This is a genomic window from Streptomyces sp. NBC_00075, assembly GCF_045041225.1.
Classification (GTDB): Bacteria; Actinomycetota; Actinomycetes; order Streptomycetales; family Streptomycetaceae; genus Streptomyces; species Streptomyces adonidis.
Window position 1 is genome coordinate 3,832,668 of record NZ_CP108243.1, and the last position, 22,275, is coordinate 3,854,942.

The 22,275-nt window shown below is 70.4% G+C and carries 22 protein-coding genes; 11 read left to right on the top strand and 11 right to left on the bottom strand.

Annotated features, from left to right (window positions below; translation table 11 throughout):
• Positions 1–42 precede the first annotated feature (42 nt).
• The 3 genes from OG787_RS16340 to ilvA all read right to left on the bottom strand — a co-directional run bounded on the left by OG787_RS16340 (position 43) and on the right by ilvA (position 3,330).
• Complete coding sequence (locus OG787_RS16340; protein ID WP_405535593.1) at positions 43–888, bottom strand: ABC transporter permease; 846 nt, start codon at positions 886–888, stop codon at positions 43–45.
• Positions 885–1,904, bottom strand: a complete 1,020-nt coding sequence (locus OG787_RS16345) for an ATP-binding cassette domain-containing protein (RefSeq protein WP_405535594.1) — start codon at positions 1,902–1,904, stop codon at positions 885–887. Before OG787_RS16345 ends, OG787_RS16340 begins: the two co-directional genes overlap by 4 nt.
• Positions 1,905–2,091: 187 nt before the next feature.
• Positions 2,092–3,330, bottom strand: a complete 1,239-nt coding sequence (ilvA, locus tag OG787_RS16350) for a threonine ammonia-lyase (protein ID WP_369036045.1) — start codon at positions 3,328–3,330, stop codon at positions 2,092–2,094.
• A 164-nt stretch (positions 3,331–3,494) separates the two neighbouring features.
• On the opposite strand from ilvA, the gene OG787_RS16355 reads away from it, so the two are divergent.
• The 3 genes from OG787_RS16355 (at position 3,495) to OG787_RS16365 (ending at position 4,835) form a co-directional block, all read left to right on the top strand.
• Positions 3,495–4,001, top strand: a complete 507-nt coding sequence (locus OG787_RS16355) for a MarR family winged helix-turn-helix transcriptional regulator (RefSeq protein ID WP_369036044.1) — start codon at positions 3,495–3,497, stop codon at positions 3,999–4,001.
• An 85-nt stretch (positions 4,002–4,086) separates the two neighbouring features.
• A complete protein-coding gene (locus tag OG787_RS16360; RefSeq protein WP_369036043.1) occupies positions 4,087–4,590 on the top strand; it encodes a sigma factor-like helix-turn-helix DNA-binding protein in 504 nt (167 codons plus the stop codon).
• A complete protein-coding gene (locus tag OG787_RS16365; RefSeq protein ID WP_369036042.1) occupies positions 4,587–4,835 on the top strand; it encodes a hypothetical protein in 249 nt (82 codons plus the stop codon). The genes OG787_RS16360 and OG787_RS16365 overlap by 4 nt, the downstream gene beginning before the upstream one ends.
• A gap of 19 nt (positions 4,836–4,854) precedes the next feature.
• Here the strand turns inward: OG787_RS16365 and OG787_RS16370 are convergent, their stop codons facing one another.
• Positions 4,855–6,009, bottom strand: coding sequence for a cystathionine gamma-synthase (locus tag OG787_RS16370; RefSeq protein WP_405535595.1), 1,155 nt, complete (start codon positions 6,007–6,009; stop codon positions 4,855–4,857).
• A 314-nt stretch (positions 6,010–6,323) separates the two neighbouring features.
• Here OG787_RS16370 and OG787_RS16375 point away from each other — a divergent pair, with 314 nt between their 5' ends.
• The 4 genes from OG787_RS16375 (at position 6,324) to msrA (OG787_RS16390) (ending at position 11,272) form a co-directional block, all read left to right on the top strand.
• A complete protein-coding gene (locus tag OG787_RS16375) occupies positions 6,324–7,442 on the top strand; it encodes a hypothetical protein (RefSeq protein WP_369037254.1) in 1,119 nt (372 codons plus the stop codon).
• A gap of 206 nt (positions 7,443–7,648) precedes the next feature.
• On the top strand, positions 7,649–9,310 hold the full coding sequence (locus OG787_RS16380; RefSeq protein ID WP_405535596.1) for a M48 family metalloprotease: 1,662 nt from the start codon (positions 7,649–7,651) through the stop codon (positions 9,308–9,310).
• The gene (locus OG787_RS16385; RefSeq protein ID WP_405535597.1) at positions 9,307–10,461 is read left to right on the top strand and encodes a hypothetical protein; all 1,155 of its coding nucleotides are present in this window, start codon (positions 9,307–9,309) and stop codon (positions 10,459–10,461) included. Before OG787_RS16380 ends, OG787_RS16385 begins: the two co-directional genes overlap by 4 nt.
• A 133-nt stretch (positions 10,462–10,594) precedes the next feature.
• Positions 10,595–11,272, top strand: coding sequence for a peptide-methionine (S)-S-oxide reductase MsrA (gene msrA / locus OG787_RS16390; protein WP_369037257.1), 678 nt, complete (start codon positions 10,595–10,597; stop codon positions 11,270–11,272).
• 28 nt (positions 11,273–11,300) lie between these two features.
• On the opposite strand, the gene msrA (OG787_RS16395) is transcribed toward msrA (OG787_RS16390), so the two are convergent.
• From msrA (OG787_RS16395) to OG787_RS16410, 4 genes are all read right to left on the bottom strand, one after another.
• The gene (gene msrA, locus OG787_RS16395; RefSeq protein WP_405535598.1) at positions 11,301–11,813 is read right to left on the bottom strand and encodes a peptide-methionine (S)-S-oxide reductase MsrA; all 513 of its coding nucleotides are present in this window, start codon (positions 11,811–11,813) and stop codon (positions 11,301–11,303) included.
• Between the two features lie 421 nt (positions 11,814–12,234).
• Positions 12,235–12,786 (bottom strand): DUF3455 domain-containing protein, encoded by a 552-nt coding sequence (locus OG787_RS16400; RefSeq protein WP_369037260.1) that lies wholly within the window; start codon positions 12,784–12,786, stop codon positions 12,235–12,237.
• 503 nt (positions 12,787–13,289) lie between these two features.
• Positions 13,290–15,482, bottom strand: coding sequence for a hypothetical protein (locus tag OG787_RS16405; protein WP_405535599.1), 2,193 nt, complete (start codon positions 15,480–15,482; stop codon positions 13,290–13,292).
• Between the two features lie 76 nt (positions 15,483–15,558).
• Complete coding sequence (locus tag OG787_RS16410) at positions 15,559–15,861, bottom strand: DUF1905 domain-containing protein (RefSeq protein WP_405535600.1); 303 nt, start codon at positions 15,859–15,861, stop codon at positions 15,559–15,561.
• A gap of 130 nt (positions 15,862–15,991) precedes the next feature.
• Here OG787_RS16410 and OG787_RS16415 point away from each other — a divergent pair, with 130 nt between their 5' ends.
• The gene (locus OG787_RS16415) at positions 15,992–16,666 is read left to right on the top strand and encodes a maltokinase N-terminal cap-like domain-containing protein (protein ID WP_405535601.1); all 675 of its coding nucleotides are present in this window, start codon (positions 15,992–15,994) and stop codon (positions 16,664–16,666) included.
• Here the strand turns inward: OG787_RS16415 and OG787_RS16420 are convergent.
• Positions 16,647–17,366 carry a class I SAM-dependent methyltransferase gene (locus tag OG787_RS16420; RefSeq protein ID WP_405535602.1) on the bottom strand — a complete coding sequence of 240 codons (720 nt, stop codon included), beginning with the start codon at positions 17,364–17,366 and terminating at the stop codon, positions 16,647–16,649. The two genes, OG787_RS16415 and OG787_RS16420, sit on opposite strands and share 20 nt — an antisense overlap.
• Before the next feature lie 70 nt (positions 17,367–17,436).
• Entirely contained in the window at positions 17,437–17,820 is a 384-nt protein-coding gene (locus OG787_RS16425) for a VOC family protein (RefSeq protein ID WP_405535603.1), read from the bottom strand.
• A 158-nt stretch (positions 17,821–17,978) separates the two neighbouring features.
• On the opposite strand from OG787_RS16425, the gene OG787_RS16430 reads away from it, so the two are divergent.
• Genes OG787_RS16430 through OG787_RS16440 form a run of 3 tightly spaced genes read left to right on the top strand, consistent with a single transcriptional unit; the run spans position 17,979 to position 21,099 of the window.
• Entirely contained in the window at positions 17,979–19,034 is a 1,056-nt protein-coding gene (locus tag OG787_RS16430) for an ABC transporter substrate-binding protein (RefSeq protein ID WP_369037266.1), read from the top strand.
• Positions 19,035–19,042: 8 nt separating this feature from the next.
• Positions 19,043–20,029 carry a FecCD family ABC transporter permease gene (locus tag OG787_RS16435; RefSeq protein WP_405535604.1) on the top strand — a complete coding sequence of 329 codons (987 nt, stop codon included), beginning with the start codon at positions 19,043–19,045 and terminating at the stop codon, positions 20,027–20,029.
• On the top strand, positions 20,026–21,099 hold the full coding sequence (locus tag OG787_RS16440; RefSeq protein ID WP_405535605.1) for a FecCD family ABC transporter permease: 1,074 nt from the start codon (positions 20,026–20,028) through the stop codon (positions 21,097–21,099). The genes OG787_RS16435 and OG787_RS16440 overlap by 4 nt, the downstream gene beginning before the upstream one ends.
• Positions 21,100–21,151: 52 nt before the next feature.
• On the opposite strand, the gene OG787_RS16445 is transcribed toward OG787_RS16440, so the two are convergent.
• Entirely contained in the window at positions 21,152–22,192 is a 1,041-nt protein-coding gene (locus OG787_RS16445) for an NAD(P)-dependent alcohol dehydrogenase (RefSeq protein ID WP_405535606.1), read from the bottom strand.
• Positions 22,193–22,275: the final 83 nt, after the last annotated feature.

The following is a 22,275-nucleotide window of genomic DNA, read 5'->3' on the forward strand; positions in this document are numbered from 1 at the left end:
CGCCCTCCCGACGCCGGGGGCTTCGTCATACCCGGGGCGCCGTCACACCGCGGCCGAGCGGTACTTGCGGACCGCCAGAGTCCTGAATATGAGGACGATCAGGACCGAGTAGATGACCGAGGCCCACACCGGGTGCTGCATGGGCCAGGCGTCCGACGGCGAGACGCCGGGGTTGCCGAACAGGACGCGGCAGGCCTGCACGGTGGCGCTGAACGGGTTCCAGTCGGCGACGTGCTGAAGCCAGGGGGTCATCCGGCTGGAGTCCACGAAGGCGTTCGACACGAAGGTGACCGGGAAGAGCCAGATCAGTCCGCCGGACGTCGCCGCCTCGGGGGTACGCACGGACAGGCCGATCAGGGCACCGATCCAGGTGAACGCGTATCCCGCCAGGAGCAGCAGCCCGAAGGCTCCGAGCACCTCACCGAGGCTGGTGTGCGTACGCCAGCCGACCAGCAGCGCCACCACAGCCAGCACGAGCAGGGTGAGCGCTGTCTGGACGAGGTCGGCGAGCGTCCGCCCGGTCAGTACCGCGCCGCGTGCCATGGGCAGGGAGCGGAAGCGGTCGATGAGGCCCTTGTGCATGTCGTCGGCGATGCCCGCACCGGCACCCGCTGTGGCGAAGGTGACGGTCTGCGCGAAGATGCCGGCCATCAGGAACTCGCGGTAGGTGCTGGAGTCCGTGGAACCGCCGATGTTCATGGAGCCACCGAAGACATAGGCGAACAGCACCACGAACATGATCGGCTGGATGAGCCCGAAGATCACCATCTCCGGGATTCTGGACATCCGGATCAGGTTCCGTTTCGCAACGACCAGTGAGTCGCGGACCAGCTGGCTGAAGGGGTTCGTGGCTGCCGCTACGGGCACCGCGTCGGTGACGGCACTCACTTGACGGTCTCCTTTCCGCTCTGCTTCCCGCCCTGTTTCCCGGTTTGCTTGCCGTTCTCCTCGTCCTTGGCCTCGGCCACGTGGCCCGTCAGGGAGAGGAAGACGTCGTCGAGGGTGGGGCGGCGCAGGCCGATGTCGTCGATCTCGATGCCGCGGGTGTCCAGTTCCCGGATGACCTCGGCGAGGAGCTTGGCGCCGCCGGTGACGGGCACGGTGAGTTTGCGCATGTGCTCCTCGACGGTGACCTCGCCCTGGCCCTTGCCGAAGGCGTTGAGCACCTCTGACGCGGTCGCTATGTGTTCGCGCTCGTGCACGACGACCTCGACGCGCTCGCCGCCGGTGCGGGCCTTGAGCTGGTCGGAGGTGCCGCGGGCGATGACCTTGCCGTGGTCGACCACCGCGATGTCGTGCGCGAGATGGTCGGCCTCCTCCAGATACTGGGTGGTCAGCAGCAGTGTCGTCCCGCCGGAGACCAACTGCTTGATGACCTCCCACAGTTGCTGGCGGTTGCGCGGGTCGAGTCCGGTCGTCGGCTCGTCCATGAACATCACCGGCGGTGAGACGACCAGGGCCGCCGCGAGGTCGAGCCGGCGGCGCATGCCTCCGGAGTAGGTCTTCGCGGGGCGGTCGGCGGCGTCCGCGAGATGGAACTGCTCCAGCAGTTCGACCGCGCGGGCCTTCGCCGCCTTCGCCCTCATCTGGTACAGCTGACCGACCATCTGGAGGTTCTCACGGCCGGTCAGATACTCGTCGACCGCCGCGAACTGGCCGGAGAGGCCGATCGAGCGGCGGACGGCGTCGGGGTGCTTCAGAACGTCGATGCCCGCGACGACCGCCGAGCCGCGGTCGGGCCGAAGCAGGGTCGTCAGACAGCGGACCGTGGTGGTCTTGCCCGCTCCGTTCGGCCCGAGCAGGCCGAGGACCGTGCCCTCCGGGACGTCCAGATCGACGCCGTCCAGAGCCCTTACGTCACCGAAGGTCTTCACCAGGCCTTCGGCATAGATGGCGCCTGGCATATCAGGTCTCCACGTCGTTGGGGATTACCGCAAAAGCCTAAATTTTTCTCCTTTGCTCCACCCGGCGGGCAAGAGGAGAATCCGAGTGCGAATGTGCTGGCGTGACACACACCATAACGCGATGTATCGCGTCTCTCAATGCATTTTTTCCAGAGCCACCCGTCCGGGTGAGACTGTGGCTCTGACCTCAGTCGATGACGGTGTAACCCGCCTCGCGCAGCGCCAGTCCGACCTCGGCGCAGTGCTCCGGACCCTTCGTCTCCAGGTGCAGTTCGACCTCCGCCTCCGTGAGCCCCAGTCGCGGATCGGTCCGGACATGGCCCACGTCGAGGACATTAGCGTCGACCACTGACAACACCCCGAGAAGCGTCGCGAGGGCGCCCGGCCGGTCCGTGAGACGCAGCCGAACCGCCAGGTAGCGGCCCTGTGCCGCCATGCCGTGGCGCAGGATGCGCTCCAGCAGCACCGGGTCGACGTTGCCGCCGGACAGCACCGCGACGACCGGCCCCTCGAAGGCCCCCGGCTGGCTCAGCAGCGCCGCGACCGGGCTCGCCCCCGCCGGTTCCACGACGAGCTTGGCGCGCTCCAGGCAGAGCAGCAGCGCGGCCGACAGCTCGTCCTCGCTGACCGTGCGGACCTCGTCCACCAGCTCGCCGATGATCCCGAACGGCACCTCGCCGGGCCGCCCGACCTTGATCCCGTCGGCCATCGTGACCGGGTTGCGGATCGACACCGGCCGCCCGGCCGCCAGCGAGGGCGGATACGCGGCGGCGCCCGCCGCCTGCACGCCCACGATCCGTACGTCGGGCCGCACCGACTTCACGGCGACCGCGATCCCGGCGGCCAGACCGCCGCCGCCGATCCCGACGACGATCGTGCGTACCTCGGGGCACTGCTCCAGGATCTCCAGGCCCACCGTGCCCTGCCCGGCGATGATGTCGGCGTGGTCGAAGGGGTGGATGAACACCGCGCCCGTCCGCTCCGCGTACTCCTGGGCGGCGGCCAGCGTCTCGTCGACGACCTGTCCGTGCAGCCTCACCTCGGCGCCGTACTCACGGGTGGCGCTGATCTTCGGCAGTGGGGCGCCCTGCGGCATGAACACCGTGGCACGCACTCCGAGCAGCGCCGATGCCAGCGCGACCCCCTGCGCGTGGTTGCCGGCACTGGCCGCGACGACACCGGCGGCCCGCTCCTCGGGCAGCAGCCCCGCGATACGGACGTACGCGCCCCGCAGTTTGAAGGATCCGGTCCGCTGGAGGTTCTCGCACTTGAGGTGCACCGGCGCGCCCACCAGCTGGGTCAGATGCCTGCTGCCCTCCATCGCGGTCATCCGCGCCACGCCCAGGAGCATCTTCTGGGCACCGCGTACGTCGTCGAGAGTGACAGGCCTGAGGGAGTGCAAGGAGTCAGCCGTGCTGTAGCTCATGACTCAAGTCTCGCAGTTCACAGGCGCGGACTCGCGGTGTGACCAAGCTCCGAGACCGGTTTCCGCAGCGTCGGTACGGCCCGCCTTCCGGCCGCGTACCCTGTCCCCCAACCCAGCACCCCCTTTCATGAAGTGAGCCCCCGGCCATGCCCACAACACCTGAAATGTCGATGGACATGACGACCGTCGGTGACACCGGTCTCCTCGACACGTTGCAGCACGAGGTCGCGGTGTTCGCGCGCCGTGCCGAACAGACCCGGCTCGGGGGAGTCGGGCAGGTGCGCAACTCGATGGACCGCGCCGCGTATCTGCTGCTCAACCGCCTCGACAAGGAAGGCCCGATGGGCGTCAAGGCGCTCGCCGCGAGCATGGGCATCGACTCGTCGACGGTCACCCGGCAGGTGGCACCGCTCGTCGACACGGGTCTCGTCAAGCGCACCTCGCACCCCGAGGACGGGCGCGCGGTGGTCCTCCAGCTGTCCCCGCGCGGGCTCTCGCGGCTGGAGGAAGTACGGTCGTCGAGGCGTCAGTTGATGGCGGAGCTGACGCAGGAGTGGTCGCCGCAGGAGCGCGAGGCGTTCTGCACGCTCCTCACGCGCTTCAACACCGCGCTTTCGGCCCGTCAGGCCGCCCAGGGCATCCCGGTGGGGGAACCGGAGTCCGCCTCCTGACCACCGCGTGCTTCCCGGCTCTTGACCGGCGGGCGGCATCTGGCCTCAGATGAGACCGGGTCCTTGTCGTACGGCGGGAGGCGCGGTGCGAGAACGGCAGGTGTCCCAGGGTGCCGGCCGGGCCAGGGACTTCGAGGCGTTCGTCGCGGGAGCGGCGGGCCGGCTGCTGCACGCCGCCACGCTGCTCACGGCGGAGGCGCCGCACGACAACCCGCGCGCGCGGCGCCTGCTGACGTACGCCCTGGCCCACACGTACGCGTGCTGGGACCGGATGCGCGGCGAGGACCCGTACGACAGGGCCCGCCAGTATCTGGCCGTGCGCTTCGCGCGCGGGGCGTGGCATCAGTACGGCGGTCTCGGCCGGGCCCGCCCGCATCCCGGCAGCGCCCTGGCCGTGCTCACCCCGCAGCAGCGGCTGGTCATGGTCCTGCGGCTGTACGAGGGGGTCGGCGAGGAGCAGACGGCGGCGCTGCTCGGCCTGCCCACGGAGCGGGTGCACGCGATCTGCGACCGCGCGACGGCGACGCTGCTGCACCCGCCGCGAAGCCCGGCGCCGGCAGTGACCGGGCGGAAGGTGGTGCCGTCGTGAGCCGCCGGGACCGGGAGACCGCCGCGCGGCGGCTCATGGAGGGCACGCCGCCTCCGGTGCCGCCCGACCTGTACGTGGAGGTCGTACGGCGTGGCAGCCGCATGCTGCGGCGCAGGCGTGCGGTACGGCGGCTGATGTGGCTGCTGCTGGCCGTCGCGGTGGTCGTCTTCACCGTGTGGGCGGCGACGGTCCAGCCCTGGGTGGAGCCGCCGTCGGAGACGACTCCACCCGTGACAGGCTGGTGAGACGCGCGAGCGCGTGGATCTAGCCCAGGGCCTGCTGGAGGTCCTCCAGGAGGTCGTCGACGTTCTCGATGCCCACGGAGAGGCGTACGAGGTCGCCCGGGACCTCCAGGGCGGACCCGGCGACGGAGGCGTGCGTCATGCGTCCCGGGTGCTCGATCAGGGACTCCACGCCGCCGAGGGACTCGCCGAGGGTGAACACCTTGGCGCGGTTGCAGACCTCGACGGCCGCCTCCTCGCCGCCCTGCACCTGGAACGACACCATGCCGCCGAACGACCGCATCTGCTTGGCGGCGACCTCGTGACCGGGGTGCTCCGGGAGCCCCGGGTACAGAACGCGCGTCACGCGCGCGTGCCGGGTGAGCATGTCGGCGACCTTGGTGGCGTTCTCGCTGTGCCGGTCCATCCGGACGGAGAGCGTCTTGGCGCCGCGCAGCACCAGCCAGGAGTCGAAGGGCCCGGCGACCGCGCCCATGGCGTTCTGGTGGTACGCCAGTTCCTCGCCGAGTTCCTGGTCACCGGTGACCAGCGCGCCGCCGACGACGTCCGAGTGGCCGCCCATGTACTTGGTCAGCGAGTGCACGACGACGTCCGCGCCGAGCGCCAGCGGCTGCTGGAGGTAGGGCGTGGCGAAGGTGTTGTCGACGACGAGCCGGGCGCCGGCCTCGCGGGCGATCTGGGCGACGGCGGCGATGTCGGTGATGCCGAGGAGCGGGTTGGAGGGGGTCTCGACCCAGACGACCTTGGTCTTCGGGGTGAGCGCGGCCCGTACGGCGGAGGGGTCGCTGGTGTCGGCTACCGACCACTCGACGCCCCACCGGGCGACGACCTTCGCGAAGAGCCGGAACGTGCCGCCGTACGCGTCGTTGGGGATGACCACGTGGTCGCCGGGGCTGAGCAGCGTACGCAACAGGCAGTCCTCGGCCGCCAGTCCGGACGCGAACGCGAGACCGCGGCGACCGCCCTCCAGGGCCGCGAGGTTCTCTTCGAGGGCGGTACGGGTCGGATTGGCGCTGCGGCTGTACTCGTAACCGCCGCGCAGCCCGCCGACGCCGTCCTGCTTGTAGGTCGAGACCTGGTAGATCGGCGGGACGACCGCGCCGGTGAGGGGATCCGCGGTGTTGCCCGCGTGGATCGCGAGGGTCTCGAAGTGCTGACTGATGTGCCTGTCGCTCATGTGCACCGAGCGTAGTCCGCCCACGGGATTGGTGACGGCCACTGGGGGGGGGGGGCGAGGCAGGGTTTGTTTCGCCCCCGCCGCCCCTACCCGTCCCATCCTCGGGGGCTCCGCCCCCGAACCCCCGCTCCTCAAACGCCGGAGGGGCTGGATAGTCAGCCCGTCCGGCGTTTGAGGACAAAGGGGGGTCTGGGGGCGCAGCCCCCAGGGATGGGAACGGGTAGGGGCGGCGGGGGCGAAGAAATCCGGGCAGCCGTGGGCCTTGTCCTGGGCCGGGTTGGCCAATTGTCAGACCCGTCTGGTTCGCTTGTGGCATGGAGATTCTCTGGGTCCTGATGGCGCTGGTCATGCTCGGCTTCGTGGTGCTGCCGTTCGTGCGGCGCAGCCGTGCCGGTATTCAGCAGGTCTCGCCCGGTGACCCGGACGCGGCGGACCCGGCGAACTACGGGTTCGTCCGGCAGGAGGCGCTGGACATCCGGATGCCCGGCCCCGACCAGGATCTGCTCGATGTCCTCGACGTCGTGCAGCGTTCGCAGGACTACAGAGCGGCGTCGCAGCTGCTCGTCGGCACCGAGAAGGACGGCGAGCGGCGCTGGCAGCGCGTGCAGGCCTTCGCGGGCGCCGCGTCGCTGGAGCTTCAGCAGCGCCCCGGCGGGGTGAGCGAGTCGCCGGGCGGGCAGTGGCTGCGGGTGTGGCGGACGGAGGCGCCGAAGGACGCGGGCGGCGCGGCCGTGCACGCGGAGTTCCTGGTGCAGCAGGCGTGGCGGACGTCGACGCCCGGCACGGACGAGTTCCGGATCATCATGGAGGAGGCGAGGTCGGCGTGCGGCGAGGCTGCGCTCCTCTCCCCCGGTGACCCGGTCCCGTACATCGTCGAGCTGTCGGTGGCACGCGGACTGGCGTACTCCCAGCCGGAGTTCGAGCAGCTCTGGCTGAAGATCCTCGACCGCGCGCCGGACCACATGGGGGCGCATCTCGCGGCCCTGCACTACTGGTGCGAGAAGTGGCACGGCTCGCGCGAGCTGGCGATGTCGTTCGCGGAAGCGGCGGCGGCCCGGGCCCCGCAGGGCTCGCTGCTGGCGGCGATGCCCCTGTTCGCGGTCTTCGAGCATCTCCCCGAGGTGAACCTGGTCAGCGGCTTCTACCAGAGCGAGGTCGTGACGAAGGCGGTCCACGGCGCGCTGTTCGCCGTCCACGCGGCCCGCCCGGACGACCCGATGCTGGCCCACGTACGCCATCTGCTGATCTTCTTCCTGGTGCGCTCCGAGCGCTGGGCGGAGGCCATGAACCAGCTGGTGCACGTCGACGGCCATGTGGGCGCCCTCCCCTGGACCCTCACCGCCGACCCGGCGGCCGAGTTCGCGATCTACCGCGCGCTGGCCGTGGCGGGGTACGAGGCGAACGGGGGGAGTCCGGCGACGCTGCTGCGGTGAGAGGTGAGGTGAGCCAGGAGATTCGCCGGAGAGGCCGTACATACACACCCACGCGGGACATGAGCGTCCGGTGGCATGGCCATGTCTTGCCTGCCAGCGTGCCCGTACGCGATACTCCGCTTTCCCCCACCCGCCGGTCATGACCCCACCGTTCGGCCGCGCGCCCTTTCCACCGTCCCCGTTCCCCGTGGAGGGATCCCGGCCCGATGGGCTCGACCCTGCGCGCGCTGCGCGCTCTCGTACTGCTCGCCGGCTTCTATCTGCTCGGCGTGCTCCTGCTGGCGGTGCTCGCCGGCGCCGACTACCTGCTCTTCGCGCACACCCCCGCCGCCGTCGCGACGAAGCTGGCCGTCGTCTCCGTACTGCTGGCGATTCCGCTGGTCCGCGGGCTGCTGATGCTCCGTACACCGAAGGGCGAGGAGCCTTCGGGCCTGCCCGTCACGGAGGCCGACGAGCCCGAACTCTGGCGTACCGTGCGGGAGTTGGCCGACCAGGTCGGCACCCGCGCCCCCTCCCGCATCGTCCTCATGGGCGACACGAACGCCGCCGTCAGCGAGGACGCCCGACTGCTCGGCCTGTTCCCCGGGCCGCGCCGGCTCTATCTCGGCGTACCTCTCATGCAGGGCCTGACCGAGGCTCAGCTGCGCGCGGTCCTCGCCCATGAACTCGGCCACTACGCCGGCTCCGACACCCGCCTCGCGGCCCTCACCCTGCGCGGACGCGTCCAACTCCTGCGCACCATAAGGAACTTCGAGGAGCGCGCGGGCAGCACGGAGGCCCGGGAGCGCGCCCGGCAGGAGCGGAAGAACGCCAGGGCCGAGGCGAAGGGCAAGGAGACGCGGGAGGTCGACACGGGCCGCGCGGGCGTCACGTACCGGGCGATGGCCCGGATCTACACCGCGTACGCCAAGTTGTACCTGCGCGCCACGCTCGCCGACTCCCGCCGCCAGGAGTACGCCGCCGACGCCTCGGCCGCCCGGATCGCCGGCCGCGACGCCACCGCGTCCGCACTGCGCGAAATCCCGGTCCTGGAGGGCGCGTTCGGGTTCTACGTCCGCTGCTACGCCACCCTGGGCAGCGAAGCCCGGCTGCTGCCGCCGCCCGGTGAGGTGTTCGGCGGCTTCGGCCGGATGCTCTCCGCCCGGCAGCTCGAACTGGCGGGCCTGCGCAGCGAGTTGCCGACGGAGCCGACATCCCCGTACGACTCCCACCCGCCGATCGCCGACCGCGTACGCCGTATCGAGCTGCTCCCCGCCGACGGCCGCGCGGACGAGGCCCACGGCGCGGCGATCGCGCTCCTGGTTGACGAAGAGCGGGCGTACGCGGCGCTGGAGGACGCGGTACTGACGGACGAGGTACGGCAGTTCAGGCGTACCGCCGACTGGCAGGAACTCCTCGACGGCGCGATGGCGGGGAACCTCGCCGCGCTGAACACGCCGTTGCACCGCGCCCTGGTCCTCTACACGAAGAACCGCCCCACCCTCCCGGCCCTCCTCACCCTCATCGACGACGGCCAGCTGTGGCAACTGGCGCGCAGACTGCCCCTGTCGGACGAGGCGGTCGCGGCGAAGGGGCGGGCGTTCCGTGAGTTCGTCCGCCCGACGCTGCACAACTCGCTGCACAGCATGGTGATGGCGGAGTTCAGCGCGCGGTCGCGGATGCGCTGGGAGTTCTCCTGGGAGCAGTCGGCGAAGGCGCGTCTGCTCCCGGCGCCGGGCAGCGCACCCGACGACGGCCTCTCCGAACTCGACGCGTCGATCGGCGCCGCCGTGGACAGGGCCCTGGCCGACCACCCGGACACCGCCCCGCTGCGCGCCCTGCTTCCCCCCGCTCCCCGCTCCTCCCGAGAAACGGACGCTCCCCGATGACCGTACTGCTGTGGGTCCTGGCCATCCTGGCCGTGCCCACCCTGATCTTCGTGCTGTGGTTGGGCGGGGTGTTCGTCAAGGAGTTCTTCGCGCAGATGTCGGGGGCCGGTGGCGACGAGGACGGTGACGGCGGTGCGGAGGCCGCCGAGCAGCTCGGGCTGCTGCCCGCCGAGCGGCAGAGCACGAAGTCCGCGGGGCCGCTGCCGGCCGGCTGGGAGGCGGCGCTCGACGCGGTACGGGGCGGTGACAAGGATGCCTGGAAGACGGCCGCCGAGCTGCTGCGCGGCATCGGCCGGGACTGGGAACGCCGTTCGCTGGCCGCGTATCTGCTGGCGGAGATCGCCGCCGAGGACGACGGCTGGCTGCTCGCCTGGGAGGCCGACGGACCGCACGGCCCCGACGATCCGGACGCGGCCCTGGTCCGCGCCCGCAGCACGGTGATCCTCGCCTGGAAGATCCGGGGCGGGAAGCTGGCCAGCGACACGACGGGCGAACAGTTCGCGGGCTTCCACCGGCTGCTTCAGCGCTCGCGCGAGGAGATAGCCAGGGCCGCGGCGCTCAACCCCGACGACCCGACCCCGTACGTCACGGAGATCTGGACCGCGCTCGGGCTCGGCTACCCGCACTCCGAGATGGACAAGCTGTGGTCGGAACTCACCGCCCGCGACCCGCACCACTACGAGGCGCACTTCTCGGCGTTGCAGTACTGGTGCAAGAAGTGGCGCGGCTCGGAGCAGCTGGCGGCGGAGTTCGCCGAGCGCGCGGCATCGGCGGCCCCGCTGGGCAGCCTGCTCACCGTCCTCCCCCTGATCGCCCATTTCGAGCACGACGAGTCGGACGACAGCGCCACCGACCGCACCCCCGAGATGATCGCCCGCGTGAACGCCGGCCTCGCCGACGCCGCCGCGGCCGACCCTGCCCACCCGCGCCTCCCGGAGCTGCGCCACCTGCTGGCGTACTACCTCGCCCTCCAGGACCGCGACGAGGCCGCGATCGAGCAGTTCAGACTGGTGGACGGGTATGTGGACGCGCTGCCGTGGCGCTATCACGGCACGGGGATGACGGCGCGGTACTGCCGGATACGGAACCTGGCGGCGCTGGCGGTGACGTCGGCGACGGAGGGACAGTCTGCGGAGGCCGGGGCGAGCTGAGCCCACGGGCCGAAGAATGGACTCTCCGTTCTAATCTATTCGTGGCGACGGAATGCTGGCAGCATCGAGGGTGTCGCCGTCGATGCCGCCGGCGTCCAGTGCTCAGCTGCCCAGCTGCCTTACGGAGACCCTCATGTTCTTCGGCCGTACGCCTCAGCTGCCCACCCCCGAACAAGCACTCAAGGGCAGGCCCAAACTCCCGTACGAGGTCCCCGACCGCCACGCCGTCCTCGGCAACCCGCTCCTCGGCCCCTACCCCGAGGGCCTGGAGACCGCCGACTTCGGTCTGGGCTGCTTCTGGGGCGCCGAACGAAAGTTCTGGCAGCTCCCGGCGGGCGTGTGGACCACGCTGGTCGGCTATCAGGGCGGCTACACCGAGCACCCGGTGTACGAGGAGGTCTGCTCGGGCCTGACCGGCCACACGGAGGCGGTCCGCGTGGTCTTCGACCCCCGGCAGATCTCGTACGAACGTCTGCTCCAGCTCTTCTGGGAGTCCCACAACCCGACCCAGGGCTTCCGCCAGGGCAACGACGTCGGCACCCAGTACCGCTCCGCGATCTACACCCACACCCCGGCCCAGGCGGCCGCGGCGGAGTCGTCCCGCGAGGCGTACCAGAAGGTGCTGACGGACTCCGGCTACGGGGAGATCACCACCGAGATCCTCCCGGCGGAGGGGCGGGTGTTCTACCCGGCGGAGGGGTACCACCAGCAGTACCTGTCGGAGGGCAAGAATCCGGACGGGTACTGCGGCCTGGGTGGGACAGGGGTCTCATGCCCGATCGGTGTGGCCGGCGCGCCGGCGGACGGCTGAGGTTCTCCGCCGCCCGCGTGCGGTCCGGTCAGCTCGTCGTGCGGCTCGGCAGGCGCCAGCCGGGGCGCGGGAAGTGGCAGGTGTAGCCGTTCGGGTAACGCAGCAGATAGTCCTGGTGCTCGGGCTCGGCCTCCCAGAAGGGGCCGACCGGCTCCACCTCGGTGACGACCTTGCCCGGCCACAGTCCGGAGGCGTCCACATCCGCGATCGTGTCCTCGGCGATCCGCTTCTGCTCGTCGTCCACGTAGTAGATGGCGGAGCGGTAGCTGAGCCCGATGTCGTTGCCCTGGCGGTTCTTGGTGCTGGGGTCGTGGATCTGGAAGAAGAGCTCCAGGATCGCGCGGAAGTCGGTGGCCTCAGGGTCGAAGAGGATCTCGATGGCCTCCGCGTGCGTGCCGTGGTTCCGGTACGTCGCGTTCGGCACGTCCCCGCCGGTGTATCCCACCCGGGTCGCCGTCACGCCCGGAAGCCGGCGGATCAGCTCCTCCATCCCCCAGAAGCATCCACCAGCCAGCACGGCCCTCTGCGTCTGCGCAGCCATTGCGGCCCCTCCACTCTCTGTCGGCTCGATCACTCTCGGGCTGCTCGGCTCGCACACCACCGGCATTACTTGCCCACTCCGCTCAACGCACGAGACCGCCGGGCGATTCCGCGCCTGCCCGGCCGGTGCTGCGGTCAGGTCAGTGGCAGTCGTAACGGTATGCGTACGCGGGGTCGCGGCCGACTTGCGGAGCCTTGCCGACGCGATCGGCGTAGCTCTGTAGCTTCGCAACGCCGTCGTGTCGGAGTTGGTCAGCAATGTCGTACACCACGCGGTATCCGACGGCTGCCTCGCCCGCAGGAACCAGGTCACCGCCCCAGAGTGCCCGGAGGAGATGCGAAATCCCCGGTGCCTGACAGCACCGGGGATTTCGTGTCACGTCACTTCTGGCCCTGGGGACAAGGAAGTTGACGGTCCATCACTACTTGGCGGGCTTGTAGAACGTGTACGTCGCCGAGTACGGGACGCTGACCTGGTCCGTGCCGGTGCAGGCCGTGGTCGGGGCCACGCCGCCCTGGGTGTTGAGGCGCTGGATGTAGGAGACACCCGCGAAGGTGCCCGTACCGCGCGTCGCGGTGGACTGGAGGAGGAGTTCCGGGATCGTGCCCGTCTTGGGGGAGTTGGCGATGGCGGCGGCGTTGACCGCGCTGCCGTCGATCGTGGAGACCCAGACCGGGCCGCGGGAGTGGAGGGCGACCGTGCGGCGGGAGTGGTCGTTCTTGGCCCAGAGGGTGGCGGCCGGCTCCAGCAGCTTCCAGGCGCCGTCCGTGCAGGTGTAGGTCTGGACGCCTTCGGCGGAGAAGACGCCGGTCAGTCTGTTGCCGTCCGGGACCTTCAGTGCGGCGGGAGCCTCGACGACGGGGCGGACCGTCTGCACGGGAGCGGCCTGGCCGACCGTCGCGCCCAGGAGCGTGGCGGCGGATCCGGCGGCGAGAGCCGTGGTGGTGAGGATGATTCGCTTGGCGAGTTTCATCGGGTATGTCTCCAGAACGTTTTCTGAACTCTGAGCTGTGCGCTGTGAGTTGGGGCGCGGGTGCGGTTCCGATTCCGAATTCGCCCATTTCCCTGTGCCCGGGGCCCTGCGGTTCGAGGAACTGTCCGGGCGCAGTGAGCGGTGCTGTGCCATCAGACCCGCGCTGTGCCATGAGGATCAACCACGAGAACGTGAACGAGTCGTGGGCATCACGTCCCCGTGGTGATCATCACGGCTCATGCGTACGGAGTATCGCCGGACGGGTTCCGAATCGGCCAGGGACGACAGGGCACGCGGGCGGTCACAGCGTCGTGGACTTCGGGGCGTTCGACGTACCGTCAGGGCAGTCGACGTGGTGGAAAACGGCTCGGGCGACGCTCGCGCAGAGAGCGCGGGCGCCGCCCGGAGCGACGTGAACGGCGAGGAGAGCGAAAGGACTTGAGTCAGTGAGAGTGATGGAGAAGGAAGCCCCTTCATGGCCTCGCCGTCGGCAACGCTAGCACTCAGGCCGGGATCAGGTCGCGCAGGTTTTCGAGGGTGATGATCCGGGAGTCCGGGTGCAGTCCCTCGGGGCGTCCGAGACCGATGTACGTCACCGGCTCGTCCGGGGCCGGGTCTGCCGGGTCGCCGTTCCACAGGTCAACTGCCGTGGTGTCGACGGACATCAGGTCGATCAGGTAGCCGACGGTCAGCTGCTCGCGCTCCACGACGGCGCGCACCACCTTCGACACCGACACCTGGTTCTCCTCGACCCGGTTGGCGTCCGAGACGCCCTTCAGATACAGGTGCAGCCACTTCGCACGCCACCGGCCGTCGTCCTCACGCCGGAACACCAGCGGCAGCGCGACCCGGCCCACCCCGCGCAGCTCCGACTTCATCCGCACCGTGCGCGGCTCGAACGGCCGACCCTTCTGGTCGCCGTCGCGCAGCATGAAGCCGAAGAACGACTCCTCGGCCTCCTCGAAGCTTTCGCCGGCGTAGATGTTGACCTGCGGAACGATGAACGTGCTGCGCACCCGGTCCAGGGACAGGTCGATGAACTCCGAGGCCCCGTCGGGCGCTTCGGTGATGTCACCCGAGTGCCGGCCCCCGACCGCCGTGAGGGACGTGTAGGAGAGCCAGGTGTCGGTGCTGTAGTCGGGGTGGAGGAGGAGCGCCGACAGGTCGTAGTCGGTGCGGCGATCCTTCTCCTTCCAGTACACGAAGAAACGCAGCCGTTCGCCGTCGACCGCCGAGACCGACCCTCGCGGGAGTACGCCGAGCCCCTGCGCGGTCGCCCTGCCGCTGAGCGGGAGCGCCACGTCCAGGACGTCCGGGTCGACGAGGAGCCGGCCCGGTGCCGGGAGCCGACGGCGCAACTCGGCGTCGAGGGCGGCGATCAGACGGTCGCGGTCGGCGGCCGGTACGGTCGGGCGGTGGTCGGGGGTCACCCAGGCGCGGCCCCGGCGGTTGACGAAGATGCGGGGTGCGTCGGTCTCCCGCTCCCGGTTGTGGAAGTGCTCGCGGACCGAGAGCACGACCCGCCCGGAGACGTCGGGGGCCACACGCACCACGGCGGCCACGACCGCGTCCCGCTCCTCCTGATCGGCGGCGATGCGCAGCAGCAGATCGATGGCGCGGAAGAGTCGGCCCGGAGCGGACTCCAGCAGCTTCACCGCGCCGAGTACGTCGAACTCGTCGAGCAGCTTGTCCACCCGGCTGTCGAAGGACCGCGCGTCCTTCTCGCCCCGCGCGACGGCGAACACGTCGGCGGCGTGCGGCCAGCGCGGGTACTCGTGCGGGTGGAGCCGCTCACCGAGCCGCTTGAAGGGCTCGCGGTGCGCGTGTACGTCGGCCAGCTTCGCCGGGTTCGCCGCGATCACGGCGTCGAGGCCCGCGAGCAGCGCCCGCCGCACCGGCCGCGACAGCGACCGGAACGGGGTCGGCTCCTGGAGGGTCACGTCACCGCCCGACAGCGCGCAGGCGAGCCGCAGTACGTCGGTGACGGTGTCGAGGAGCAGGTCCGCACCGGCACGGACACGGGCCTCGTTCACGACCGCGCGGATCTCCCGTACCGGGATCGCCTCCGGCTGCGGCCCGAGCGCGCACCGCTCGGCGAGGGCCTTGAGGTCGCGCAGGTCGTCCTCGCCCAGCGGGGTCGTGCTGCCCGCCAACGCCAGGTACAGGTCGGTGAGTTCGTCGTCGAGGTCCCGGCCGAGGTGCAGCACGGTGACCCGGTCGCCCGCCGAGGCGATCAGCTCGTCCTGCGCCGCGAGCAGCTCCTCGTACGTGTGCTGGTAGCGGCCGTACGTGGGGAGGCTGAGCAGGTCCAGCACGCCGTGCGCGAGCTGCGTGAGCACGCCCTGCCGCGACTTCTCGTCGCCGAGGGCCTGCGCCACGCACCGCGTCCAGAACTCCTCGGTGTCGGGCACGTTCGCCGGGAAGTCGATGAAGTACGTGTTGTGCCGGACGTGGTCGCCCACCATCTCGCTCACGGTACGCAGCGTCCGCCTGGCGGTGTGCAGAACCGCGGCCTCGGACAGCCCCGACAGCCGCTCCAGCAACTCCGCCGAGAGCTTGAAGCCCACGGAGGCCAGCGCCACGTCGAACTGCCGCGCGGCGGCGGCCCCTTGACCGGCGGAAGCCCCGAGGGAGCCCTTGGGGGTGGCAAGGCGGTGGGTGTGCCGGATGACCAGCGATTCGAAACTGTGCGCCATTCCGGGATGGTCGCAGAGAGGGGCGAACCGACGCATCGGAGTTTTTTTCTCCCTGAACAGCACTCACTAACAGCACTCACTGCTTGAGGCTGGAGAGACGAACAGAGATCTCCACGGCGACGTCGTCCCCCACCGAGATGTCCTGCCTCTTGCGTACGGCGGCCTTGAGCGGCAGCAGATAGCCCCCGCCCTTCGGGAAGAGGGACGTCTCGAAGACGACTTCGCCGATGCGTGCCTCGACGGGGATCACTCCCCAGCCGTACGACGCCATCGCGGCCACTTCGCGGATGTCGGCGGACTCCTCGTCCGGTACGGGGACGAAGTAGTACGGCGCCGGTCCGCGCCACTCGATCACCCGGCCTGCGAAGGCGAGTTCCACTGTGTCGATCCCCTTTCACGGCCTGCCGCTGCCGCTCACGGTGGCCAGGCCAGGCCAGGACTGGAACGGCCCACCTCCGAACAACCGTACGGCAGGGGAATCATCGACTGACGGCGGAAGTTCACGGGGCATGGCTTTCATCCACCACACGACCATGTCCCCCGGCAAGCTGGAACTGCTCACCGCCTGGCTGCCCACGCGGCCCTGGTACGTCGGCACAGGGCGTGCGCCCGAGCCGGCCAAGGTCGGCGGGTTTCGGCTCGACGATCCGGAGGGGGAGGTGGGCATCGAGTTCATGGTGGTCACGGACGCCTCAGGCAGGACGCCGCTCTCCTACCACGTGCCCCTCAGCTACCGCGGCGCCCCGCTCGACGGAGCCGAGGAGGCACTCGTGGGCACGTCCGAACACGGCGTGCTGGGCAAGCGCTGGGTGTACGACGGAACCCAAGACCCGGTCCTCGTCGCCCAGTTGATCGCCCTCCTCCAGGGCCGCACCGAGGCGCAGGCCCAGAGCGTGTCCGACACTCCCGACACCTCTGTCACCCGTCGCTTCACGGGAGCAGAGATCGACGCCGAGGTCGCTTCCCTCGCCGTCACCGATGGACAGCACGGCACCGCCGTAGTCGTGGAAACCCCTGCGCGCACCCTGACACTCGCAGTGACGCGCATCCTCTCGCCGGAGCAGCAGGACCCGGCGGCCGGCGCAACCGAGGCCCAGGGGCACATCACCGCCGGCTGGCGCCTGCCCGACGGCGGCGAGGGTCGCGCCCCGTTCGTCCGACTCGTCAGGGACACCGCGCACTGACCACTTGGCGGTAGTACGACGCCACAGCCGGCTGCCCGGTGTAGTTGGGCCCCGCATCGGGGTCGGCCCCCAGGTAGGTGAAGGGAAGCTCGATCGACCGGCCGCCCCGCAAGGTCAGCCGGTGATGCCGGGCCGAGTAGTCGTAGCCCGCCGCGCGCAGTGCCGCGAGGACCGGGCGGGAGGCGTCGGTGCCGTCGGGGCGCCTCAGCGTCGCGGGGTCGAAGTGGGCGACCAGTCGGCCGGTGTCGGTGAGCCAGGAGGCCGACCGTTCCAGGAGGGCGAGGCGGTCGCCGACGTAGTGGAGGCCGTGGACACAGGTGATGAGGTCGTACCGGCGGACCGGGGCCCACTGCCCGAGATCGGCGGCGACGAGTTCGAGCCCGTCGGGCAGCACGGGCGTCCGCAGCGACCCGACCAGGTCCACGCCGGTGATCACGGCCCCCGGAAGCCGCTGGGCCGCCGCACGGAGAGCCAGCCCCTCTCCACTGCACAGGTCGAGCCAGGACGACGCCGGACCGCACCCGTCGAGAAACTCGACCGGATCAAAGCCGAGTTCGCGCGCGTAACTGTTGACGCCGGTCAACACCCGCTCACGGTTCATCGTGTTGTTGGCCACGACGGAGTGCGCGGTCAGCCGGTCGTCGTCGATCAGCCGAGGCGGCGGTCGGGTGGCCGTCATGGGCGAAGTACCGTCGTTCACCGAGCAATTGTGCGCCACCGCGGCCACCCAGCACCTGGCACCTGGGCCGCTCAGCCCACGCCCCCGCCCCCTAACTCCCGCTCCCGTAAGGCCGAGTGAGGATCTCCAGGCTGTGGCCGTTCGGGTCCTCGAAGTATGTTCCCCGGCCGCCGTCGTTCCTGTTGATCTCCTGCGGGCGGTGGTGGAACGGGTCCGCCCAGTACATGAGGCCGGTTTCCCGGATGCGGGTGAAGATCGTGTCGAAGTCGTCCTCCGAGACCAGGAAGGCGTAGTGCTGGGGGGTGATCGTGCCGTCCGTGTCCATGTAGTCCAGAGTCACGCTGTTGGGTATCGCGACCGGGACGAACGGGCCGTACTGCGGGCTCACCTCCAGGCCGAGGATGTCGGCCAGGAATCGCGCCGAGGTCTTCTTGTCGTGCGCGGCCACGATGGTGTGGTTCAGCTGGACTGTCATCTGTGAACCCCCTTTGTCTCCTTCTCGATCCTTCTTCTCGATCCTTCGTCTCGCTCCTTCTCCTCCCTTCTCCCACGCTACGACCCCGTGTCCATCCCGCCCAGCAGGCAAGTTAAGGTAAGGCTTGCCTTAGAAATTGACCTGTTGCGGAGTGACAAGTGCGTACGTTGAAGTGGCAGGCCGCCGTGGCCGCGATCCTTGCCGGAGGGCTGCTGACCAGCTGCTCGTCGGCCTCCGACAACGATGCCAAGGCGGCCGGCGCGGAAGCCCGCAACCCTGTCATGGGTGCCTCGGAGGGTGCCTCCGAAGGGCCCTCGGCCGCCCCCTCCGCCCTCGCCGACGGCATGGGCTCCGACGTCGGCACGGACGGCACCTTCCCCCGTACCGTCACCCACTTCAAGGGCACGACCACCCTCAAGACCGCCCCCACCCGGATCGCCGTCCTCAGCACCGGACAGCTCGACGATCTCCTCTCCCTCGGGCTCGTCCCGGCCGCCACCACCCGCGCCGACAACGCCGGACTCGTCCCCGACTACCTCGCCGACGCCTTCCCCCAGGACAAGGCGAAGCTCGCCGCCATGACCGACGCGGGCACCCGGCAGGCGCCGAACCTCGAAACACTCGCCGCCGCCAAGCCCGATCTCATCCTCGCCAACGACTCCCTCGGCGACCTCTACCCCAAGCTCTCCAAGATCGCCCCGACCGTCGTCACCGCAGGCAACGGCATCAACTGGAAGCGCGATCTGCTGCTCGTCGGGGAGGCGGTCGGTAAGGGCGAGGCCGCTCAGGACATGGTCGACGACATCGCCGCCGACGCCGCCGAGAAGGGCAAGTCCCTCGGCTCCACCACCGTCTCCATGGTCCGCTTCACCCCCGACCGCACCCGGATGTTCGGCGTCTCCTCCTTCACCGGGTCCATCGCCGTCGACATGGGGCTCGCACGGCCCAAGTCCCAGCAGTTCAGGGCGATTTCGGAGGACATCGGGGCCGAGAGCATCGACACCGCCGACGCCGACTGGATCTTCTACTCCGTGCAGGGGGACGCCGGCAAGACCGACGCCGCGAGCGTCGTCGCCGGACCGCTCTGGAAGTCCATGAAGGCCGTCACCGCCGGTCACGCCGTCAAGGTCGACGACGACCCCTGGTACCTCAACGCGGGTCCCACGGCCGCCCGTCTCGTCGTACGGCAGCTCGCCGAGCACATCGGCAAGTGAGTCCCCGTATGGGCGCACGTCTCGCCTGGCCGGCGGCCGTCCTCGTGGTGGCCGCCGTCTCCCTCCTCAGCCTCGCCGTCGGCACCCGGCCCGTGCCGCCGGGTGCCGTCCTCGACGCGCTGCTGCACGGCGGGAGTACGCCGGACGCGCTGGTCGTACGTTCGCTGCGGGTGCCCCGGACCGAGATCGGGCTCACCGCCGGGGCCGCCCTCGGGCTCGCCGGGGCCGCGCTCCAGGCCGTCACCCGCAACCCGCTCGCCGACCCGGGCATCCTCGGGCTCAGCCAGGGCGCGGCGGCCGGCGTCGTGTTCGCCATCGCGCTCGGCCTCGCGAACGGCTTCGGCGGGTACGTCTGGTACGCCTTCGCCGGTGCCGTCGTCGCCGCCTGTCTCGTGTACGCCATCGCCTCGCGCGGCCGGGGCGGTGCCTCCCCCGTGAAGCTCGCCCTCGCCGGCACCGCGCTGGCCGCGATGACCGGCGGCGCCACCACCGTCGTACTGACGTCCAGCTCCGCCACGCTCGACCAGTTCCGCTTCTGGCAGGTGGGCGCGCTCAGCGGACGGGACGCGGACACGGTCGCGCGGATGCTGCCGTTCCTCGTCGCCGGAGCCCTGCTCGTACTGGCCTGCGCCCCCGGCCTCGACGCCCTCGCGCTCGGCGACGACACGGCCCGCGCACTCGGACACCGGGTGCATGTCGTACGGGGTGCCGCGGCACTCGGCGCGACCCTGCTGACGGCCGCCGCGGTCGCCGCCGCCGGCCCGATCGCCTTCATCGGCCTGGCCGTACCCCACCTGGCCAGGCGCATCCTCCCCGGCGGTCATCGCCGCGTCCTCCCCCTCTCCGCCCTCCTCGGTGCGGCCCTGCTGCTGGCCGCCGATGTCGCCGGACGAGTCGTACGAGCACCCGCCGAGGTCCCGGCCGGTGTCATGACGGCGCTGGTCGGCGTGCCGGTGCTGGTGGTGCTCGTACGGCGGAAGGTGGCGAGTACGTGACGACCAGCACTCCGGGCTCCCTCCCTCGCGGGGTCGCCGTACTGCGGCCCGGACCCCGCCTCTCCCTCCTCCTGCACCGGCGGTCGGCCCTCGTAGCCGTCGCACTTCTGGTCGTGCTCGCCCTGGCGATGGGGACATCCGCGTGTGTCGGGCAGACGTACATCCCGCCCGGTGAGGTCTGGGAGACCATCCGAAGCGGCAGCGGACCCCACGATCTCGTCGTCAACGAGCTGCGGGTGCCCCGGATCGTGCTCGGGGCGCTCGTCGGGGCCGCCCTCGGCCTCGCCGGGGCGCTCGTGCAGAGCGTGACGCGCAATCCGCTGGCCAGCCCGGACGTCATCGGCGTCGGGCACGGGGCCGCCGCCGCGACCGTGCTGGCACTCGCCACCGGGACCGTCGCCTCGCCGGGGGCCATGCCCGCCGTGTCCGTCGCGGGCGGACTCGCGGCCGCCGCGCTGGTGTACGTGCTCGCCTGGCGGCGCGGGATGCAGGCGAGCCGGTTCGTGCTGACGGGGGTCGGGATAGGCGTCGCACTCTCGGCTGTCGTCCAGCTCTATCTCACCGACAGCGAGCTGGAGGCAGCCGAACAGGTCAAGCTGTGGCTCACAGGCAGCCTGAACGGACGCGGCTGGGAACAAGCGGGCCCGCTGACCGCCGTACTGCTGCTGTGTCTCCCCGGCCTGATCTGGGCGAGCCGAGCGCTGCGCCCCCTAGGGCTCGACACCGACACAGCCGCCGCACTAGGCGTACGGATACAGCGAACGCAGCTCGGCCTGACCGTCCTAGGGGTCGTCCTGGCCGCAGTGGCGACCGGCGCCGCCGGCCCGATCGGCTTCATCGCACTCACCGCACCCCAACTGGCGAAACGACTCACCCGCACCCCTCAACTACCCCTGCTGGGCTCAGCCTTGACGGGCGCAGTGGTACTGGTCGCGGCCGACCTGACGGCCCGCACGCTGATGCCCCCACTGGAAATCCCAGTGGGGGCACTGACAGCACTGGTGGGCGGCCCGTACCTGCTATGGCTCCTGGCAGCCCCTAGGGGCCAGGGGCGCAGCCCCGCCCCCTAGGGGCGCGGGGAACTGCGCGACCAGCCACAACGAACCCGCAGCCGAGAACCAACTAGATCGTCGCGGTGTCGATCACAAACCGGTACCGCACATCACTCGCGAGCACCCGCTCATACGCCTCGTTGATCTGCTCCGCACTGATCAGCTCGATCTCGGAGCCCAGCCCGTGCTCAGCGCAGAAGTCCAGCATCTCCTGGGTCTCCTGAATCCCCCCGATGCCAGACCCCGCAAGGGTCTTACGCCCGCCGATCACCGAGAACAGGTTCAGCGCGACAGGCTCCTCGGGCGCACCCACGTTCACGAACGCACCGTCCGTCTTGAGGAGAGACAGGTACGCGTCCAGGTTCAGCGGAGCGGACACCGTCGACAGGATGATGTCGAACGTGCCGCGCAGCTCCTTGAACGTGGCCTCGTCACTGGTCGCGTAGTAGGACGACGCACCCAGCTTCAGCCCGTCCTCCTTCTTCCGCAGCGACTGCGAGAGAACGGTCACCTCCGCACCGAGCGCGCTCGCGATCTTGACGCCCATGTGGCCGAGGCCACCCATGCCGAGGATCGCGACCTTCTTGCCGGGACCGGCGTTCCAGTGCTTCAGCGGGGAGTACGTGGTGATGCCGGCGCAGAGCAGCGGCGCGGCCACGTCGAGGGAGAGGCCGTCGGGGATGCGGACGGTGTAGTTCTCGTCGACGACGATCTTCTCGGAGTAGCCGCCGTAGGTCGGCTCACCGTTCTTGTCGAGGGCGTTGTAGGTGCCGACACCGCCCTTGAGGCAGTACTGCTCCAGGCCGGCCACGCAGTTCTCGCACTCGCGGCACGAGTCGACGAGACAGCCCACACCCACGTGGTCGCCGACCGTGAACTTGGTGACACCGGAACCGACCGCCTCGACGACACCGGCGATCTCGTGGCCGGGGACCATCGGGAAGATGGCCTCGCCCCAGCCCTCGCGGGCCTGGTGGATGTCGGAGTGGCAGATACCGGCGAACTTGATGTCGATCAGGACGTCGAACTCGCCGACCTCACGGCGCTCGATCGTGGTCCGCTCCAGCGGAGCCTTGGCGGAGGGGGCGGCGTATGCAGCGACAGTGGTCATGCCGGGGGTCTCCTAGGGGGATTCCGTCCCCGGCCGCCTTCTGACCGGGCACGGCGTTCAGTCTGCCGAACGTTCCGCCTTTC

Bases quoted from the DNA above. Each gene is read 5' to 3' on its own strand.
- OG787_RS16370 (WP_405535595.1), bottom strand. From the start codon at position 6,009: ATGAGCGACAGGCACATCAGTCAGCACTTCGAGACCCTCGCGATCCAC.
- OG787_RS16425 (WP_405535603.1), bottom strand. From the start codon at position 17,820: ATGACAGTCCAGCTGAACCACACCATCGTGGCCGCGCACGACAAGAAG.
- OG787_RS16345 (WP_405535594.1), bottom strand. From the start codon at position 1,904: ATGCCAGGCGCCATCTATGCCGAAGGCCTGGTGAAGACCTTCGGTGAC.
- OG787_RS16385 (WP_405535597.1), top strand. From the start codon at position 9,307: ATGACCGTACTGCTGTGGGTCCTGGCCATCCTGGCCGTGCCCACCCTG.
- OG787_RS16400 (WP_369037260.1), bottom strand. From the start codon at position 12,786: ATGAAACTCGCCAAGCGAATCATCCTCACCACCACGGCTCTCGCCGCC.
- ilvA (WP_369036045.1), bottom strand. From the start codon at position 3,330: ATGAGCTACAGCACGGCTGACTCCTTGCACTCCCTCAGGCCTGTCACT.
- OG787_RS16445 (WP_405535606.1), bottom strand. From the start codon at position 22,192: ATGACCACTGTCGCTGCATACGCCGCCCCCTCCGCCAAGGCTCCGCTG.
- OG787_RS16405 (WP_405535599.1), bottom strand. From the start codon at position 15,482: ATGGCGCACAGTTTCGAATCGCTGGTCATCCGGCACACCCACCGCCTT.
- OG787_RS16435 (WP_405535604.1), top strand. From the start codon at position 19,043: ATGGGCGCACGTCTCGCCTGGCCGGCGGCCGTCCTCGTGGTGGCCGCC.
- msrA (WP_369037257.1), top strand. From the start codon at position 10,595: ATGTTCTTCGGCCGTACGCCTCAGCTGCCCACCCCCGAACAAGCACTC.
- OG787_RS16375 (WP_369037254.1), top strand. From the start codon at position 6,324: ATGGAGATTCTCTGGGTCCTGATGGCGCTGGTCATGCTCGGCTTCGTG.
- OG787_RS16355 (WP_369036044.1), top strand. From the start codon at position 3,495: ATGTCGATGGACATGACGACCGTCGGTGACACCGGTCTCCTCGACACG.
- OG787_RS16415 (WP_405535601.1), top strand. From the start codon at position 15,992: ATGGCTTTCATCCACCACACGACCATGTCCCCCGGCAAGCTGGAACTG.
- msrA (WP_405535598.1), bottom strand. From the start codon at position 11,813: ATGGCTGCGCAGACGCAGAGGGCCGTGCTGGCTGGTGGATGCTTCTGG.
- OG787_RS16380 (WP_405535596.1), top strand. From the start codon at position 7,649: ATGGGCTCGACCCTGCGCGCGCTGCGCGCTCTCGTACTGCTCGCCGGC.